General features: G+C 69.5%; 18 protein-coding genes. 12 read left to right on the top strand and 6 right to left on the bottom strand.

All coding sequences use genetic code 11. The annotated features are described in order from the left end of the window. The first annotated feature begins 49 nt into the window (after nt 1-49). Both ASG37_RS11650 and ASG37_RS11645 read left to right on the top strand, forming a co-directional pair. Complete coding sequence (locus ASG37_RS11650; RefSeq protein WP_055760021.1) at nt 50-241, top strand: Flp family type IVb pilin; 192 nt, start codon at nt 50-52, stop codon at nt 239-241. Nucleotides 242-372: 131 nt separating this feature from the next. Next, on the top strand, nt 373-549 hold the full coding sequence (locus ASG37_RS11645) for a Flp family type IVb pilin (protein WP_055760567.1): 177 nt from the start codon (nt 373-375) through the stop codon (nt 547-549). A 99-nt stretch (nt 550-648) separates the two neighbouring features. Here the strand turns inward: ASG37_RS11645 and ASG37_RS11640 are convergent, their stop codons facing one another. From ASG37_RS11640 to ASG37_RS17920, 4 genes are all read right to left on the bottom strand, one after another. Continuing rightward, the gene (locus ASG37_RS11640) at nt 649-1,596 is read right to left on the bottom strand and encodes an acetyl-CoA carboxylase carboxyltransferase subunit alpha (RefSeq protein ID WP_055760018.1); all 948 of its coding nucleotides are present in this window, start codon (nt 1,594-1,596) and stop codon (nt 649-651) included. Between the two features lie 11 nt (nt 1,597-1,607). Then, nucleotides 1,608-2,507 carry a tyrosine-type recombinase/integrase gene (locus ASG37_RS11635; protein WP_082448268.1) on the bottom strand — a complete coding sequence of 300 codons (900 nt, stop codon included), beginning with the start codon at nt 2,505-2,507 and terminating at the stop codon, nt 1,608-1,610. A gap of 154 nt (nt 2,508-2,661) precedes the next feature. Continuing rightward, nucleotides 2,662-4,476 carry a hypothetical protein gene (locus tag ASG37_RS11630; protein WP_055760015.1) on the bottom strand — a complete coding sequence of 605 codons (1,815 nt, stop codon included), beginning with the start codon at nt 4,474-4,476 and terminating at the stop codon, nt 2,662-2,664. Beyond that, a complete protein-coding gene (locus ASG37_RS17920; RefSeq protein ID WP_164490760.1) occupies nt 4,457-4,594 on the bottom strand; it encodes a hypothetical protein in 138 nt (45 codons plus the stop codon). The genes ASG37_RS11630 and ASG37_RS17920 overlap by 20 nt, the downstream gene beginning before the upstream one ends. An 88-nt stretch (nt 4,595-4,682) precedes the next feature. Between ASG37_RS17920 and ASG37_RS11625 the strand changes: the two genes are divergently transcribed. From ASG37_RS11625 to ASG37_RS11615, 4 genes are read left to right on the top strand one after another with little or no spacing between them, the layout of a single operon-like run. Next, nucleotides 4,683-5,234, top strand: a complete 552-nt coding sequence (locus tag ASG37_RS11625) for a shikimate kinase (RefSeq protein WP_055760012.1) — start codon at nt 4,683-4,685, stop codon at nt 5,232-5,234. Beyond that, the gene (gene aroB, locus ASG37_RS11620; RefSeq protein WP_055760009.1) at nt 5,231-6,331 is read left to right on the top strand and encodes a 3-dehydroquinate synthase; all 1,101 of its coding nucleotides are present in this window, start codon (nt 5,231-5,233) and stop codon (nt 6,329-6,331) included. The genes ASG37_RS11625 and aroB overlap by 4 nt, the downstream gene beginning before the upstream one ends. Beyond that, nucleotides 6,331-6,495 carry a DUF2256 domain-containing protein gene (locus tag ASG37_RS17360; protein ID WP_082448266.1) on the top strand — a complete coding sequence of 55 codons (165 nt, stop codon included), beginning with the start codon at nt 6,331-6,333 and terminating at the stop codon, nt 6,493-6,495. The genes aroB and ASG37_RS17360 overlap by 1 nt, the downstream gene beginning before the upstream one ends. 52 nt (nt 6,496-6,547) lie before the next feature. Next, nucleotides 6,548-7,714: a GGDEF domain-containing protein gene (locus ASG37_RS11615; RefSeq protein WP_055760007.1), complete on the top strand. Its 1,167-nt coding sequence runs from the start codon at nt 6,548-6,550 to the stop codon at nt 7,712-7,714. 50 nt (nt 7,715-7,764) lie between these two features. On the opposite strand, the gene ASG37_RS11610 is transcribed toward ASG37_RS11615, so the two are convergent. After that, complete coding sequence (locus ASG37_RS11610; RefSeq protein ID WP_235525194.1) at nt 7,765-8,169, bottom strand: hypothetical protein; 405 nt, start codon at nt 8,167-8,169, stop codon at nt 7,765-7,767. Nucleotides 8,170-8,279: 110 nt separating this feature from the next. Here ASG37_RS11610 and ASG37_RS11605 point away from each other — a divergent pair, with 110 nt between their 5' ends. The 6 genes from ASG37_RS11605 (at nt 8,280) to lexA (ending at nt 13,135) form a co-directional block, all read left to right on the top strand. Next, nucleotides 8,280-8,852, top strand: a complete 573-nt coding sequence (locus ASG37_RS11605; RefSeq protein ID WP_055760001.1) for an anthranilate synthase component II — start codon at nt 8,280-8,282, stop codon at nt 8,850-8,852. After that, on the top strand, nt 8,849-9,841 hold the full coding sequence (trpD, locus tag ASG37_RS11600; protein WP_055759998.1) for an anthranilate phosphoribosyltransferase: 993 nt from the start codon (nt 8,849-8,851) through the stop codon (nt 9,839-9,841). The genes ASG37_RS11605 and trpD overlap by 4 nt, the downstream gene beginning before the upstream one ends. Next, nucleotides 9,838-10,614, top strand: a complete 777-nt coding sequence (gene trpC / locus ASG37_RS11595; protein WP_055759995.1) for an indole-3-glycerol phosphate synthase TrpC — start codon at nt 9,838-9,840, stop codon at nt 10,612-10,614. The genes trpD and trpC overlap by 4 nt, the downstream gene beginning before the upstream one ends. Further along, complete coding sequence (moaC, locus tag ASG37_RS11590) at nt 10,611-11,078, top strand: cyclic pyranopterin monophosphate synthase MoaC (protein WP_055759992.1); 468 nt, start codon at nt 10,611-10,613, stop codon at nt 11,076-11,078. The genes trpC and moaC overlap by 4 nt, the downstream gene beginning before the upstream one ends. A gap of 165 nt (nt 11,079-11,243) precedes the next feature. Beyond that, nucleotides 11,244-12,422 (top strand): molybdopterin molybdotransferase MoeA, encoded by a 1,179-nt coding sequence (locus tag ASG37_RS11585; protein WP_055759989.1) that lies wholly within the window; start codon nt 11,244-11,246, stop codon nt 12,420-12,422. Nucleotides 12,423-12,475: 53 nt separating this feature from the next. Continuing rightward, nucleotides 12,476-13,135: a transcriptional repressor LexA gene (lexA, locus tag ASG37_RS11580; protein ID WP_055759986.1), complete on the top strand. Its 660-nt coding sequence runs from the start codon at nt 12,476-12,478 to the stop codon at nt 13,133-13,135. Nucleotides 13,136-13,359: 224 nt separating this feature from the next. Here lexA and ASG37_RS11575 read toward each other — a convergent pair whose 3' ends face one another. Continuing rightward, nucleotides 13,360-14,445, bottom strand: a complete 1,086-nt coding sequence (locus tag ASG37_RS11575; protein ID WP_055760561.1) for a catalase family protein — start codon at nt 14,443-14,445, stop codon at nt 13,360-13,362. Nucleotides 14,446-14,488: the final 43 nt, after the last annotated feature.

Genomic DNA, 14,488 nt, shown 5'->3' with positions numbered 1-14,488 from the left:
TCGTATCGTTATCAATCGGGGCGAACCTAGTCCGGGGAGGGGTGGCTGTATGCGATCGGTCCTGCGTTTCGCACGCAAACTATGGCGCGACCGGCGTGGCGGCACCGCGATCGAATATGGCATGATTCTCGGGCTGGTGGTGGTCGTGCTGATCGTCAGCCTGAAGCTGCTGGCCGGCACCACGACCGACATGTGGGCGCACGTCAGCGAAAAAGTGATCCAAAACGGGCCGCGCCCATAACATTGCGCATCGCGTCGGGTTCCCGGTCTTAAAACTTTCTCAACCAGCGGATCGGTACAAGGGTGGTGCTGAACGGGTGGATCATCCGAACGGCCGGGTAAGTCGAACCACGCAGAACCATGGAGACCGGAATGCAGCAGATTCGTAATTTCGTGAAGAACAGCAAGGGCGCGACCGCAATCGAGTACGGCCTGATCGCCGCGCTGATCGCCGTTGCCGCCATCACCGCGATGAAGGGTCTGGGCGGTCAGCTCACGTCGACCTTCAACAACGTGACGTCGAACATGAAGAACACGCCGGCTACCTGATAATCGTTCCAAGGATCGATTATACGCGACGGGCGGCGGAACGATGGTTCCGCCGCCCGTTCGTGTATCGACGCCCCCGTTTTGGGATGGCGGACGACGTTACAGCCGCCCCATCGCCAGGAACTTCTGCCGCCGCGCCGCCCGCAGGCTCGCCGCGTCCTGCCCCACCAGCGTGGTCAGCACCCCCTCGATCGCATCGCCCAGCGCGGCGATGGCCGCCGCCGGATCGCGGTGCGCCGCGCCCAGCGGTTCGGTGACGATCGTGTCGATCACGCCCAGTGCCTTGAGGTCCTGCGCCGTCACCCGCATCGCCTCGGCCGCCTCGGGCGCCTTGTCGGCGGTGCGCCACAGGATCGACGCGCACCCCTCGGGCGAGATCACCGAATAGACCGCGTGCTCCATCATCAGCACCCGGTTGCCCGCCGCCAGCGCGATCGCGCCACCCGAGCCCCCCTCGCCCAGAATCGCCGACACCATCGGCACGCCGAGGTTCAGCGCCGCTTCCGTGGAGCGCGCGATCGCCTCGGCCTGGCCGCGCTCCTCGGCCTGGATGCCGGGGAACGCGCCCGACGTGTCGACCAATGTCACCACCGGCAGGCCGAAGCGGTCGGCGATCTGCATCAGCCGGATCGCCTTGCGATAGCCCTCGGGCTTGCCCATGCCGAAATTGTGGCGCAGCCGCGACGCGGTATCGTCGCCCTTCTCATGGCCGATCACCATCACCCGGCGCCCGCGCAACCGGCCGATCCCGCCCAGGATCGCGCTGTCGTCGGCAAAGGCGCGGTCGCCGCCCAGCTCCATGAAATCCTCGACCAGCGCGGCGACATAATGTTTGAAGTGCGGCCGTTCGGGGTGGCGCGCGACCTGCGTCTTCTGCCACGGGGTCAGCCGGGCATAGGTCTCGCGCAGCAGCCGGTCGGACTTGGTCTGCAACCGGCCGATCTCGGCGGCAATATCGACCGCGCCATCGGCGGCGGTATCGCGCAGTTCGTCGATCCGCGCCTGCAGTTCGGCGATGGGTTTTTCGAAGTCGAGAAAGGTGGCCATGGTCCCGCGCCCTATGGCCGCACCCGCCCTTCGTCAATCAGCGGGTGGCGTTCGTTGACCAGCCGCACCAGCCGCGACGTGTCGACATGGGTGTAGATCTCGGTCGTGGCGATGTCGGCATGGCCCAGCATCGCCTGTAACGCGCGCAGGTCCGCGCCCCCCTCCAGCAGATGGGTGGCAAAGGCATGGCGCAGGACGTGCGGGCTGATCCGGTCGGGCGCGATGCCCGCCTCGCCGGCCAGCGCGCGGACGATCTGGTACAGCCGCACCCGCGTCAGATGCCCCTTGCCCGAGGGGAACAGCCACGCGCTGTCGGCGGGAACATTCGCGCGCCAGCGCACCACGGCGGCGCGCGCGCGGTCGGACAGCGGCACCATCCGCTCGCGCCCGCCCTTGCCCTTCAGGATCAGATAGGGCCGATCGCTGGCGATCCCGCCGCGCGGCAACGACACCAGCTCGGTCGCGCGCAGCCCCGATCCATAGAGCAGCTCGAACAGCGCGGACAGGCGCAGGTCGTTGCGGTCGGGCGGCACGCGCGCGATCCGGTCGGCGATCGCGGCGAACATCGCGTCTATATCGCCGGTCGACAAGGTGCGCGGCAACGCACGATGCGCGCCGGGCCGGGGCAATGCCTCGCCCGGATCGTCGGCGCGCAGGCCATCGTCGAGCAGGAAGGCAAAGAACCGGCGCAGCGCCGCGCTCTTGCGCGCGACCGTCGACTTGGCGAGGGTATGCCATTCGTCCGCCACCCGCCCGATCGCCGCCGCATCGGCCTCGCCCAGCCGGCCGTTCAACGTGTCGGAGGCGAGCGTCAGGTCGGTGCGATAGGCGGCGATCGTGTTGCGCGCCGCGCCGGCCTCGGCCGTCATCATTTCGAGGAACCGGTCGATCAGGATGCGGTCGGTGGTCACAAGCCGCCGCCCCGAACACCGTCGTCACCCCGGACTTGTTCCGGGGTCCACCGTGCCGTGAGCGGTAACGCTCGATCCACAAGCGGCAACACCTGCCGATGGGTGGACCCCGGAACAGGTCCGGGGTGACGACGGGAGTACCGGATCGCTCCGCTCACCCCCGCGCGATCGCTTCGGCCGCGATCATCCGCGCTTCGCCCTCGCGGCCGGCGGCGCGCAGCGCGGCGACGATGTGGAACAGCGTCTCCGGCCCCACCCCGCGCCAGTCGCGGGTCTGCATGCCGACCGCCGCGAGCAGCAGCACGGTTCCGGCTTCCCCGTTCACCCCGGCGCGATCGATCGCATCGGTCCACGGATTGCGCGCGCCGATCGCGACGCCAAGGTCGCTGGCCAGCCCCCGCACCTCACCCTGCGGCAACCGACCGAGGCCCGCCAGCCCGGCGAACAGCAATTGCCCCTTGCGCTCGTTGCTCCCGGCATAGTCCGACACCGCGCCCGGCTGCACCATCCGCCCGACCGGATCGGCCAGCGCCAGCATCGCCCAGCCATCGCTGGCGGGCGCGACCACCCCCGCCCAGCGCATCGCCGGCAGGTCGAGCCCGGCGGTCAGCATCGACGCGATCAGCGCATCGGCATCGGCGACATGCGCCGCGACCGGGGCGATCATCGCCGCCGCGCGCGCGGTCAGCACCCGCCGCGCGAACCCCAGCGGGCCGCTGCCCTCGACCGCCCAGAACTGCTTGAGCATCGCCAGCCGGTCGGCATCGCTGCCGGTAAAGGCGGTGCGCAGGTCGCTCGACAGCGCGGTCTGGGTGCTCGTCGCATCCTCATCGGTGCCGAGCTGCGCATAGAGATCGACCAGCGCCCCGCTCGACAACACGCCCTGCGCCGCCGCCAGATCGGCATCGGCAAGCCGCGCGCCCGCCGCATATTGCGGCGCGGTCGCATGCCAGTAGCGGACCTGCGGGCCGACCGTGGCATAGAGCGATCCCGGCACCTCGGTCGCGCTGGCGGCGGCGAGGCCATAGCGCCATGCGCTGAGGCGATCGACGCCGTCCCATTCGATCGTCACCGCGCGGCGGCCCTGCGCGCCGGCGCCGACGATCTTTTCGGCCAGCGCCACGTCGATCGCGCCGCCGCCCGGCGCCTGTCGCTTCGCCTGATCGACGATCCGCCCCGCCTGGCGCGGTTCGCCCGACAGGCCGAGGCACATCGCGTTCGCCAGCCGCCAGCCGCGCTCGTTCGAACTGGCAAGCCCACCGTCGACCAGCGGGCACAGCCCGCCCGGATCGCCTGTCGCCAGCATCGCCTGCAACGCGATCTGGTACAGCTTGGGCGTATAATTCTCGATGTCGACCGCCTGCACCATCGCGCGGGCGGCGGGTGCCTCGCCCATGCGCAGCAGCAGCCATGCGCGCTCGGCGGCGAAATCCGCGCCGTTCACGCCGCCCGGGGTCGCGACGTTCGCGACCAGCGCGCGGCGCAGCGCGATCGACAGCCAGCGCGAGGCGACCGGCGCGTCGAGCCGCCGCATCAGCGCCTGCAGCCACGGCCCGCCGGCATCGCCGAACGCATTCGCCCCGAACGCCGCACCCGCTTCGCCGGCGATGCCGATCTCGGCGGTCGAGCGGCGGGCATAGTCGGGCAGTTCATATTCGCGCAGCGCCTGCGCATCGACCGGGGTCGGCATCGGCGTCGCGGCAGGAGTCGCGCCGGGCACCGGCAGGCCGATCGTGCCGGGCAACGGCTGGACGATCGGCGCGGGCGGCGCGAAGCTCTGCCCGCCCGGCGCTGCCGACGCGCTGGGCCGCGGGGTCGGCGTGGGGGCGGGAGTCGGCGCAGGGCTGTCACCGAAGCCCGGCGGCAACAGCGATTCGGGCACGTCCTGCCCGATCGCCGGCACGCCCGCGACCAGGGCGATCGTCAGGCCGGCGGCGATGCGCCAGCGATCAGTTGGCGAGATTTTCAAGCGCAACCGCCTTTTCGACCTGCACCGGCTGCTGCTCGGTCGACCGCCCCGCCAACAGGAACATGCCGCCGATCAGGGCGACAAGGACGACGAGAAGCACTAGAAGCGAACGCGACATGGATCAGATCGTCCCGAAACAAAGGGGGTGGGTTGCGACGACGCGCCTTTTGCCCGATCGGCGGGGCGGCTGTATAGCCCCCGGCGCAATGCTGCAAACCCAAGACCCCCGCCCCCCCGTGCCGCCCCGCTGGAGCGGCAAGCCGATCGTGCTGATCGGGCTGATGGGCGTCGGCAAATCCACCGTCGGCCGCCGTCTGGCGCAGCGGATGAAGCTGGATTTCGTCGATGCCGACAACGAGATCGAACATGCCGCCGGCATGACCATCGCCGAAATCTTCCAGCGCTTCGGCGAGGATCATTTCCGCGACGGCGAACGCCGGGTCATCGCCCGGCTGATCGACGGCCGCCCGAAGGTGATCGCGACCGGCGGCGGCGCGTTCATGCAGGCGGAGACGCGCGACCTGATTCTCGACCAGGCGCTGGCGATCTGGCTCGATGCGTCGCCCGACGTACTCGCCGACCGCGTCCGCCGCCGCGACACCCGCCCGCTGCTGCGCGGCAAGGACCCCAAACGGGTGCTGACCGACCTCGCCCGCGTGCGCAATCCGGTCTATGCGCTCGCCCCCGTCCATGTCGTCAGCCAGCATGCGCCGCACGACGCCACCGTCACCGCCATCCTGAAAGCCATCGGCCAATGACCATCATCCCCGTCGCCCTTGCCGAGCGCGGCTATGACATCGTGATCGAGGACGGGGTGCTGGCGCGCAGCGGCGAACGGCTGGCCCCCATCGCACGCGGACGGCGGATGGTGATCGTCGCCGACGCCAATGTCGCCGGCCACCTCGCGACGCTCACCAACTCGCTATCGGCGGCGGGCGTGGCGAGCGAGGCGGTCACGATCGCGGCGGGCGAAGGCTCGAAAAGCTGGGCGACGCTCGAACGGCTGCTCGATTCGCTCCTCGCGCTGGGTATCGAGCGCGGCGACCATATCGTCGCGCTGGGCGGCGGGGTGATCGGCGATCTCGTCGGCTTCGCCGCCGCGATCCTGAAACGCGGCTGCGGCTTCGTGCAGGTGCCGACGACGCTCTTGGCACAGGTCGATTCGTCTGTCGGCGGCAAGACCGGGATCAACACCCGCGCCGGCAAGAATCTGGTTGGCGCGTTCCACCAGCCTGCGCTGGTGCTGATCGACCCGCAGACGCTCGACACGCTGCCTCCCCGCGAGGTCCGCGCCGGCTATGCCGAGGTCGTCAAATACGGGCTGATCGACGATCCCGATTTCTTCGACTGGTGCGAAGCCAACGTCGCCGCGCTGCTGGCGGGTGAACCCGCCGCCCGCACCCACGCCATCGCCCGCTCGGTCGCCGCCAAGGCACGCATCGTCGGCGAGGACGAGCGCGAGACGAGCGGGCGGCGCGCGCTGCTCAACCTCGGCCATACGTTCGGCCATGCGCTGGAGGCGGAGGCCGGATACGACGGATCGCTGCTCCACGGCGAGGGCGTGGCGGCCGGCATGGCGCTGGCCTTCGCCTATTCCGCCGCCAAGGGCCTGTGCCCGCCGGAAGACGCCGCGCGGGTCGCCGCGCATCTGCGCGCCGCCGGCCTGCCCGACGGGCTTGCCGCCACCGGCATATCCGCCTCGGGCGAGACGCTGGTCGGCCATATGCTCCACGACAAGAAGCGCGAGGGCGGCACGCTGCCGTTCCTGCTCGTGCGCGGCATCGGAGCGACCTATCTCGACCGCAGCGTCGACCTCGGCGACGTCGCCGCCTTCTTGAACGCGCAGCCGCGCTGATGCCGCAGGGCGTCGCCAAGGCGAATTTGCCGACCAAGGTGTGCCCGGTGTGCCAGCGGCCGTTCGCGTGGCGCAAGAAATGGGAGCGCGACTGGGACAATGTCGTCTATTGCTCCGACCGCTGCCGCCGCGAGTCGCGCAAGGGATCGACGCCGGCGTCTTAACCGAATCGCAGGACCCTTCGGTCATGCTGCCGGGTTGGAGGGAAAAGCCCTGATGAACCGACCACGGGCCAGATTGTCGTCGCGCAATCCGCTGCTGTCCTGGCTGGTCCAGCCCGGCGCACCGGTCCGCGCGAACGCCCGGCCGATGCTGCTGGCCGAGCTGCTGTCGTCGCCGGTCGCGCTGTTCCTCGGCGCGGCGAACGGCCTGCTCGTACTTGGCGTCGCATGGTTCTCGACGCACGCCGCCGTGTTCCTCGCCTTCGCCGCGATCGAACTGGCGTTGCTGACCGTGCGCGTTCGCACCGTCCGCCGGATCGAGGCGGAACGTGCCCGTGGCGAGATACCGGCGATCGACGCCTCGGTCGTGCTGTCGATCCTGTGGTGCGCGTTGCAGGGGGCGGTCGCGGCCACGATCATGCTGCGGGCCGAACCGGTGCTGATAATCGTGTCGACGACGATGATTATGGGCGTCATCGCGCCGATCTGCGCGCGCAATTACGCCGCGCCGCGCCTTGCGATGCTGCTGGTCCTGTTATGCGACGTGCCGTTCAAGCTTGGCGCGGCGCTCTCGGGCATTCCGCTGCTCCTCGCGATCCTGCCGATGATGATCCCGTTCGTGCTGGGCATCCGCTTCGTGCTCGGCAATTTCAACCGCACGCTGATCGCCACGCTGGAGGCGGAGGAAGCGAACCGCCATCTCGCGCGCCACGACGCGCTGACCGGCCTGCTCAACCGCTATGGGCTGGACGAGGCGCTGACCATGCTGCCCCATGCCGACGACCGGGCGATGGCGGTGCTGTGCCTCGACCTCGACGGGTTCAAGGGCGTGAACGACCGGCTGGGCCATGCCGCGGGCGACCGGTTGCTGGCGGGCGTCGCCGCGCGCCTGCTCGCCGCGACCGGCCCCGACGACATCGTCGCGCGACTGGGCGGGGACGAATTCATGATCGTCGTCCGCCACATGCCCCCGGCCGCCGTCGACGCCTTCGCCAGTGGATTGATCGACCGCATCGCCGGCGGCTCCTACGACGTCGGCGACACGGGGTCGGCGATGGTGGGGGCCAGCATCGGCTATGCCTGTTTCCCCGAGGATGCCGCGACCAGTGCCGAGCTGCGCACCCGCGCCGACGCTGCGCTCTATGCCGCCAAGGACGATGGCAAGGGCACCGGCCGCCGCTACGCGCCCCGCCCCGGCGATCGTTTCAGCAGCGCGGCGTGAAGTTGTTCGCGATGCGGCCGGCACCGCCGCATCCGCGTGAGCGGATCAGATCAAGGAATATCGCTTTCCGCCGCCCGGGTCTGCCGCCGTTCGGCGAACCATTGCCGCAGCATCGCCTGGGTACAGCCGGTCTGCCCGCCATCGCCGACCGGCGAACAACTGTTGGGCCGCCCGATCCGCGCCGCCTCCATCGCGGTATCGACCCGCGCCGACCATGCCGAATCGCCGCTCGCCTGCGACGGCTGGTCGCGGAAGCGCTTGGGGATGCGATAGCGCTCGCTCTCGCCCAGCCGCGCGCACACCACGATCTCCTCGGGGTCGGCCGCCTTGGGGCATGGCTCCTCGCCATAGACGGTGGCGTTGCGCACCTTGCGCGGCGGATCGGCCGGCGCGTCCTGCGCCAGCGCCGGAACCACGAACAGCAACGCCAGCCCCGCCAAACCCGTCCGCATCATCGCCGATCTCCTCATGACCCCACTCATACCGGTGCCCTCGATTAGCATTGGCTGAACGCACGAGGATTTCGGGATGTTGCACGGCGGACATCGCACGCTATGGCGGGGGCATGATCCTCGTCATCGACAATTACGACAGCTTCACCTGGAACCTCGTCCATTATCTGATGGAACTGGGCGCCCCGGTCCGCGTCGAACGCAACGACGCCATGACCGCGGCGGAGGCACTGGCGACCGGGGCCGACGCCCTGCTGATCTCGCCCGGCCCCTGCACCCCCAACGAAGCCGGCATCTCGCTCGACCTCGTCGCCGCCTGTGCCGAAGCGAAGCGCCCGCTGCTCGGCGTGTGTCTCGGCCATCAGGCGATCGGCCAGCATTTCGGCGGCAAGGTGGTGCGCGGCGGGTTGATGCACGGCAAGACCTGCCCGGTCGAGCATGACGGCACCGGCATGTTCGCCGGCCTCCCCTCGCCATTCACCGCGACGCGCTATCATTCGCTGATCGTCACCAACGTGCCCGACTGCCTCCACGTCAACGCGACCGCATCGGACGCCAGCGTCATGGGCTTCCGCCACCGTGACCTCCCGATCCACGGCGTCCAGTTCCACCCCGAAAGCATCGCCACCGAACACGGCCACGCCATGCTCGCCAATTTCCTGAAGGACGCCGGGGTACGCGCATGACCACGCGCACGCTGCTCCCCGATCCGTCGACGCCGCTGTCCCACGAAAGCGCGGCCGAAGCCTTCGCCGCGATCCTCGACGGCACCGTGGCGGACGATGCCATCGCCGGCTTCCTGATCGCGCTGACGCAGCGCGGCGAAACCAGCATCGAGATCGCCGAGGCCGCCCGCGCGCTGCGCGCCCGGATGATCCCGATCCACGCGCCGGAGGGAGCGATCGACGTCTGCGGCACCGGCGGCGACGGCCACCACACGCTCAACGTCTCGACCGCCGTCAGCCTCGTCGTGGCGGCATCGGGCGTGCCCGTCGCCAAGCACGGCAACCGCGCCGCCTCCAGCAAGGCGGGCGCGGCCGACACGCTCGAGGCACTCGGCCTCGACATGGCGCGCGCCGGGGGACAGGCGGAAGCGACGCTCGCCGACCTCGGTATCGCCTTCCTCTTCGCCGCCAATCACCATCCGGCGATGAAGCGCATCACCCCGATCCGCCAGCAGATCGGCAGCCGCACCATCTTCAACCTGATGGGGCCGCTCGCCAATCCCGCCCGCGTGACGCGCCAGTTGATCGGCATCGCCCGCCCCGACTATGCGCCGGTCTATGCGCAGGCGATGGAGTTGCTCGGTGCCGAAACCGCGCTGATCGTGTCGGGCGAGGAAGGGCTGGACGAGATTTCGGGCGCCGGCCCGACGATCGTCGTCCCCGTCGGCATGACGCTGTCCGACCGTATCGTGCCCGAGGACGCCGGCCTGCCGCGCCACCCGATCAGCGCGATTCGCGGCGGCGACGCCGCGCACAATGCGCTGGCGCTGCGCCGGTTGTTGCAGGGCGAGCGCGGGGCCTACCGCGGCGCGGTGCTGCTCAACGCCGCCGCCGCGCTGCTGATCGCCGGCACCGCCGCCGACCTCACCGACGGGGCAGAGCGCGCCGCCGAAACGCTCGACAATGGCGCAGCCGACCGGCTGCTCGACCAATGGATCGCCTATTCATGACGATGCTCGACACCATCCTCGCGACCAAGCGCGCCGAAGTCGCCGAGCGTTCGGCCAAAGCCTCGATCGCCGACCTCGACGCACGGGCCAGCGAACAAAGCGCGCCACGCGGCTTCCGCGCCGCGCTCGACGCCGCGCCCGGCCATGCGCTGATCGCCGAGATCAAGAAGGCCAGCCCGTCGAAGGGGCTGATCCGCGCCGACTTCGATCCGCCCGCCCACGCCCGCGCCTATGCCGCCGGGGGTGCCGCCTGCCTCTCGGTGCTGACCGATGTGGAGTATTTTCAGGGGGCCGACGACTATCTGATCGCCGCCCGCGCCGCCTGTACTCTCCCGGTGCTGCGCAAGGACTTCAACGTCGATCCGTGGCAGGTCACCGAGGCCCGCGCGATCGGCGCCGACGCGATCCTCATCATCGTCGCCGCCCTCTCCGACAGCCAAATGCAGGAGATCGAGGCGGCGGCGATCGAGCGGAACATGGACGTGCTGGTCGAGGTCCACGACCGCGCCGAACTCGACCGCGCGCTGGCGCTGCACTCGCGGCTGATCGGGGTCAACAACCGCAACCTCAAGGACTTTTCGGTCAGCTTCGACCGTACCTACGAACTAGTCGGCCATGCGCCGGCAGGCTGCACCTTCGTCGCCGAAAGCGGCCTGACCTCGCGCACCGATCTCGACGCGATGGCCGCCCATGGCGTCCGCTGCTTCCTGATCGGCGAGGCGCTGATGCGCCACGCCGATGTCGAGGGCGCGACGCGGGCGATGATCGGATGAGCCTGACCCACCTCGACGCCGACGGCAGCGCGCACATGGTCGACGTCGGTGGCAAGGCGGTAACGCAGCGGCAGGCGATCGCCACCGGCCGCATCACTCTGTCGGACGAAGCCATCACCGCGATTCGCGATGGCCTCGTCAAGAAGGGCGACGTCCTCGCCGTCGCGCGCGTCGCCGGGATCATGGCGGCCAAGCGCACCAGCGACCTGATCCCGCTGTGCCATCCGCTGCCGCTGACGAAGCTGTCGGTCGACTTCGCGTTCGAGGAAGGCGCGATCCGCGCCACCGCCACCGCCGCCACCGCCGGCCAGACCGGGGTGGAAATGGAGGCACTGACCGCTGCCTCGGTCGCGCTGCTCACCGTCTACGACATGGCCAAGGCGATCGACAAGACGATGGTGATCGAAGGCGTCTGCCTCCTCGAAAAGCGCGGCGGCAAGTCGGGCGACTGGGTGCGCGGGTGAGCGAACGCCGGTGAATGCAGTTCACCACCCTCTACCGTACCCCGGCGAAGGCCGGGGCCCAGTCGGGTAACGCGGGTGACATATCGCGACCGTCTCCCACCTGGACCCCGGCCTTCGCCGGGGTACGCTGGCGGTGAATAACCTATAGTCCGCAAAGGCTGCGCCATGACCCTCCTCCCCGTCGCCGACGCCCAGACCCGCGTCCTCGCCCTCGGTCGCGCCGTCCGACCCGAAACGCTGCCGATCGCCGACACCATCGGCCGCTACGCCGCCGCCGACATCGTGGCACTGCGCACCCAGCCCGCGCGGCCGCTGTCGGCGATGGACGGCTATGCTATCCGCTTCGACGACCTGCCCGGCCCATGGGACGTCATCGGCGAATCCGCTGCCGGCGCATCCTTCCCCGGCACCGTCACCCCCGGACAGGCCACCCGCATCTTCACCGGCGCGGCGATGCCCGCCGGCACCGATTGCGTGCTGGTGCAGGAAGAGGCCGCTCGCGAAGGCGACCGGCTGACGCTGGCAGGCGAAGGCCCGGTGCGCGGCGGCAACGTCCGCCGCGCCGGCCTCGACTTTCGCGAGGGCGAGGTGCTGATCGCCGCGGGGGAACGCATCACCCCCACCCGCGCCGCGCTGGCCGCGATCGGCGGGCACGGCACGCTGCCGGTCGGCCGCCGCGTCCGCGTCGCGATCGCCGCGACCGGTGACGAACTGGTTCCGGCGGGCAGCGCGATCGGCCCCGATCAACTCCCCGAAACCAACGGGCTGATGCTTGCCGGGCTGCTCGCCGACCTGCCGGTCGACCGGATCGATCTCGGCATTCTGCCCGACCGGATGGATGCGCTGGAAGCGGCGTTCCGCGCGGTCGATTGCGACCTGCTGGTCACGACCGGCGGCGCGTCGGTCGGCGACCACGATCTGGTCAAGCCCGCGCTGATCGCCGCCGGGGGCAGTCTCGACTTCTGGCGGATCGCGCTCCGGCCGGGCAAGCCGATGCTCGCCGGGCGGCGGGGCGATGCCGCCGTGCTGGGGCTGCCCGGCAATCCCGTGTCGGCCTGCATCACCGCGATACTGTTCGTCCGCCCGCTGGTCGCGCGGATCGCCGGCGCGGCCGACCCGCTGCCCCGCCCGATCGCCGCGACATTGGCCCATCCACTGCCCGCCAATGGCCCACGCCAGGATTATCTGCGCGCGACGCTGATCGGCGGCACGGTGTCGACCGCCGCGATCCAGGACAGTTCGATGCTGCGCACGCTGGCGCGCTCGGACTGCCTCATCATCCGCGCGCCCCATGCCCCGGCGGCAATGGCGGGCGACTCGGCGGAAATCCTGCAACTCGCTTGACGGCAAGGATAACGTTTCCTATTGGTTCCACGTCTGTTCCGACGGAGGATGGTATGCTGACCCGTAAGCAGCACGAGTTGATCTGCTTCATCGACGACCGGTTGCGCGCGACCGGCGTGTCGCCTTCGTTCGAGGAAATGAAGGACGCGCTCGACCTCAAATCGAAGTCGGGCGTCCACCGCCTCATCAGCGCGCTGGAAGAACGCGAATTCATCCGCCGCCTGCCCAACCGCGCCCGCGCGCTGGAAGTGTTGCGGATGCCCGACCGGCCGGACGAAAAGAAGCCGGTGGTCAAGGCGGCGGCACCGCGCGCCATTCCCACTCCCGCCAACGACGTGGTCGAACTGCCGCTGCACGGCCGCATCGCCGCCGGCCTGCCGATCGAGGCGATCGAGGGGCAGGCGACGCTCCCCGTTCCCGCTGCGCTGCTGGGGGCTGGCGATCATTACGCGCTTGAAGTCGCCGGTGACTCGATGGTCGAAGCCGGCATCCTCGACGGCGATTACGCGCTGGTCCGCCGCACCGAAACCGCGCGCGACGGCGAGATCGTCGTGGCGTTGATCGAGGAGAGCGAGGCGACGCTCAAATATTTCCGCCGCGAAGGTGCGATGATCCGCCTCGACCCGGCGAACCGCAGCTACGATCCACAACGCTATCGCCCGGATCAGGTGCGGGTACAGGGCAGGCTGGCGGGACTGCTTCGCCGGTATTGAGATACCGGCGAACCATGTCGTTAGTGTAAACTTTGTAAACTTTGGGGGGAATTGGCGGGCCCCCTACTCCGTCATTCCGGCGAAGGCCGCAATCCATACACGCTGACGACGCGGCTCTTGTCCCCCGGTAGTTCCGGAGCCCGCCACGGGCAAAGCCTGTGTCGTCGGTCGGCGCTTCTCGCGCCGCCGGCCGGACGCGCCTAGTGCGGCTCGGCGTAGCTTCGCTACGCCTTGCCCGGCGCGTCTGGCTCATACATCGGGCATCCATTGACCCGCTTCCGATAGTCCGCCGAATGCTGATACACCGGCTTGCGCACCCGGTTGACCCCGCCCAGCGGCTGATGCGCGGCAAGGCCGGTCCACACGCTGAACCGCAGATTCTCATCGACCTGCGCGACCTTGTCATCGGCCCAGCTATCCTGCGGTTCGGCGCGGATCGTTGCCACGGTGACGAACGGGCTGTCGGCTTCGTCCCATGGCGTCGCGGCATCCTCGATCGGCTGTTTCTCGGTATCGCGCAGCAACTGGACGCGGACTTCCCATACACCATGCGCGCCGCGCATCGATGCCTGCATATCCTCACGGATGGCATTGGGCCGCCCGCTGGTATCCACGACCGTATCGGTCAGCGCGGTCAGATCGCCCGATACCGGAACCACCTGATATTTCGCGACATAGTCGCCATGGCGAAACGGCGTGGCGGAAAAATAGGTTTCGCCCAGCGGATGGACGTTCTTGGCCCCACCCATTGTTTTCAGCAAGCTACTCTCGGTCCCGACCGCCTCCAGCGCCGCTTCGGCCCCCCGCAGCACGAACGACAGCGCCTTCTTCGCCCATTCCGCCTTGTCCGTCGTCCTGGCGAGCAGCTTCAGATTGCCGGCGAACTTCTTCGGGTTGGGCGCGGCGAAGGCCGGCGCGTTGACCATCACGAAGTCCTGCGTCCGCCCCTCGGCCCCCGCCAGCCGCTCGCCATCGACGTCCAGCACCTTCCATGCGAGGCCCCGCGGCAACCCGATCGCATCGTCGAGAATATCACCCGGATTGGTCGAAAAGCGCATCCACACCGCATGGCGGCCCGGCGTGGCGAACAGCCCTTGCGCATATTCGTCCGGCAGTCCGTCGTGGACCGTCAGTTCGGCCTTCACGATGCCATGCGCCTTGGCATGTACCGCCCGCACCGCCTTGCCATAATCCGTCGCCGTCGTGTCGAGGATGGTGTCGAACGACCGGTTCAGATCGGCGATCGTCTCCGCCTCGTCCGGCTCACGCTGTTCCAGCGCGGGGGTGAAGCGGATCGGCGGGGTCAACATGTCGGCCATCGGGCACCTCGGCAACGGAATATCCCCTGATCAA

Source organism: Sphingomonas sp. Leaf407 (assembly GCF_001425385.1).
Lineage (GTDB): Bacteria > Pseudomonadota > Alphaproteobacteria > Sphingomonadales > Sphingomonadaceae > Sphingomonas.
Note: the sequence above shows the minus strand (reverse complement) of the source record. Positions and strands in the feature narration are given on the sequence as shown.

Coding starts and splice junctions, on each gene's coding strand:
- ASG37_RS11645 (WP_055760567.1), top strand. CDS start 373: ATGCAGCAGATTCGTAATTTCGTGAAGAACAGCAAGGGCGCGACCGCA.
- ASG37_RS17920 (WP_164490760.1), bottom strand. CDS start 4,594: ATGTCGCGTTCGCTTCTAGTGCTTCTCGTCGTCCTTGTCGCCCTGATC.
- lexA (WP_055759986.1), top strand. CDS start 12,476: ATGCTGACCCGTAAGCAGCACGAGTTGATCTGCTTCATCGACGACCGG.
- ASG37_RS11650 (WP_055760021.1), top strand. CDS start 50: ATGCGATCGGTCCTGCGTTTCGCACGCAAACTATGGCGCGACCGGCGT.
- aroB (WP_055760009.1), top strand. CDS start 5,231: ATGACCATCATCCCCGTCGCCCTTGCCGAGCGCGGCTATGACATCGTG.
- trpD (WP_055759998.1), top strand. CDS start 8,849: ATGACCACGCGCACGCTGCTCCCCGATCCGTCGACGCCGCTGTCCCAC.
- ASG37_RS11615 (WP_055760007.1), top strand. CDS start 6,548: ATGAACCGACCACGGGCCAGATTGTCGTCGCGCAATCCGCTGCTGTCC.
- ASG37_RS11610 (WP_235525194.1), bottom strand. CDS start 8,169: ATGATGCGGACGGGTTTGGCGGGGCTGGCGTTGCTGTTCGTGGTTCCG.
- ASG37_RS11605 (WP_055760001.1), top strand. CDS start 8,280: ATGATCCTCGTCATCGACAATTACGACAGCTTCACCTGGAACCTCGTC.
- ASG37_RS11625 (WP_055760012.1), top strand. CDS start 4,683: ATGCTGCAAACCCAAGACCCCCGCCCCCCCGTGCCGCCCCGCTGGAGC.
- trpC (WP_055759995.1), top strand. CDS start 9,838: ATGACGATGCTCGACACCATCCTCGCGACCAAGCGCGCCGAAGTCGCC.
- ASG37_RS11585 (WP_055759989.1), top strand. CDS start 11,244: ATGACCCTCCTCCCCGTCGCCGACGCCCAGACCCGCGTCCTCGCCCTC.
- moaC (WP_055759992.1), top strand. CDS start 10,611: ATGAGCCTGACCCACCTCGACGCCGACGGCAGCGCGCACATGGTCGAC.
- ASG37_RS11640 (WP_055760018.1), bottom strand. CDS start 1,596: ATGGCCACCTTTCTCGACTTCGAAAAACCCATCGCCGAACTGCAGGCG.
- ASG37_RS11575 (WP_055760561.1), bottom strand. CDS start 14,445: ATGTTGACCCCGCCGATCCGCTTCACCCCCGCGCTGGAACAGCGTGAG.
- ASG37_RS17360 (WP_082448266.1), top strand. CDS start 6,331: ATGCCGCAGGGCGTCGCCAAGGCGAATTTGCCGACCAAGGTGTGCCCG.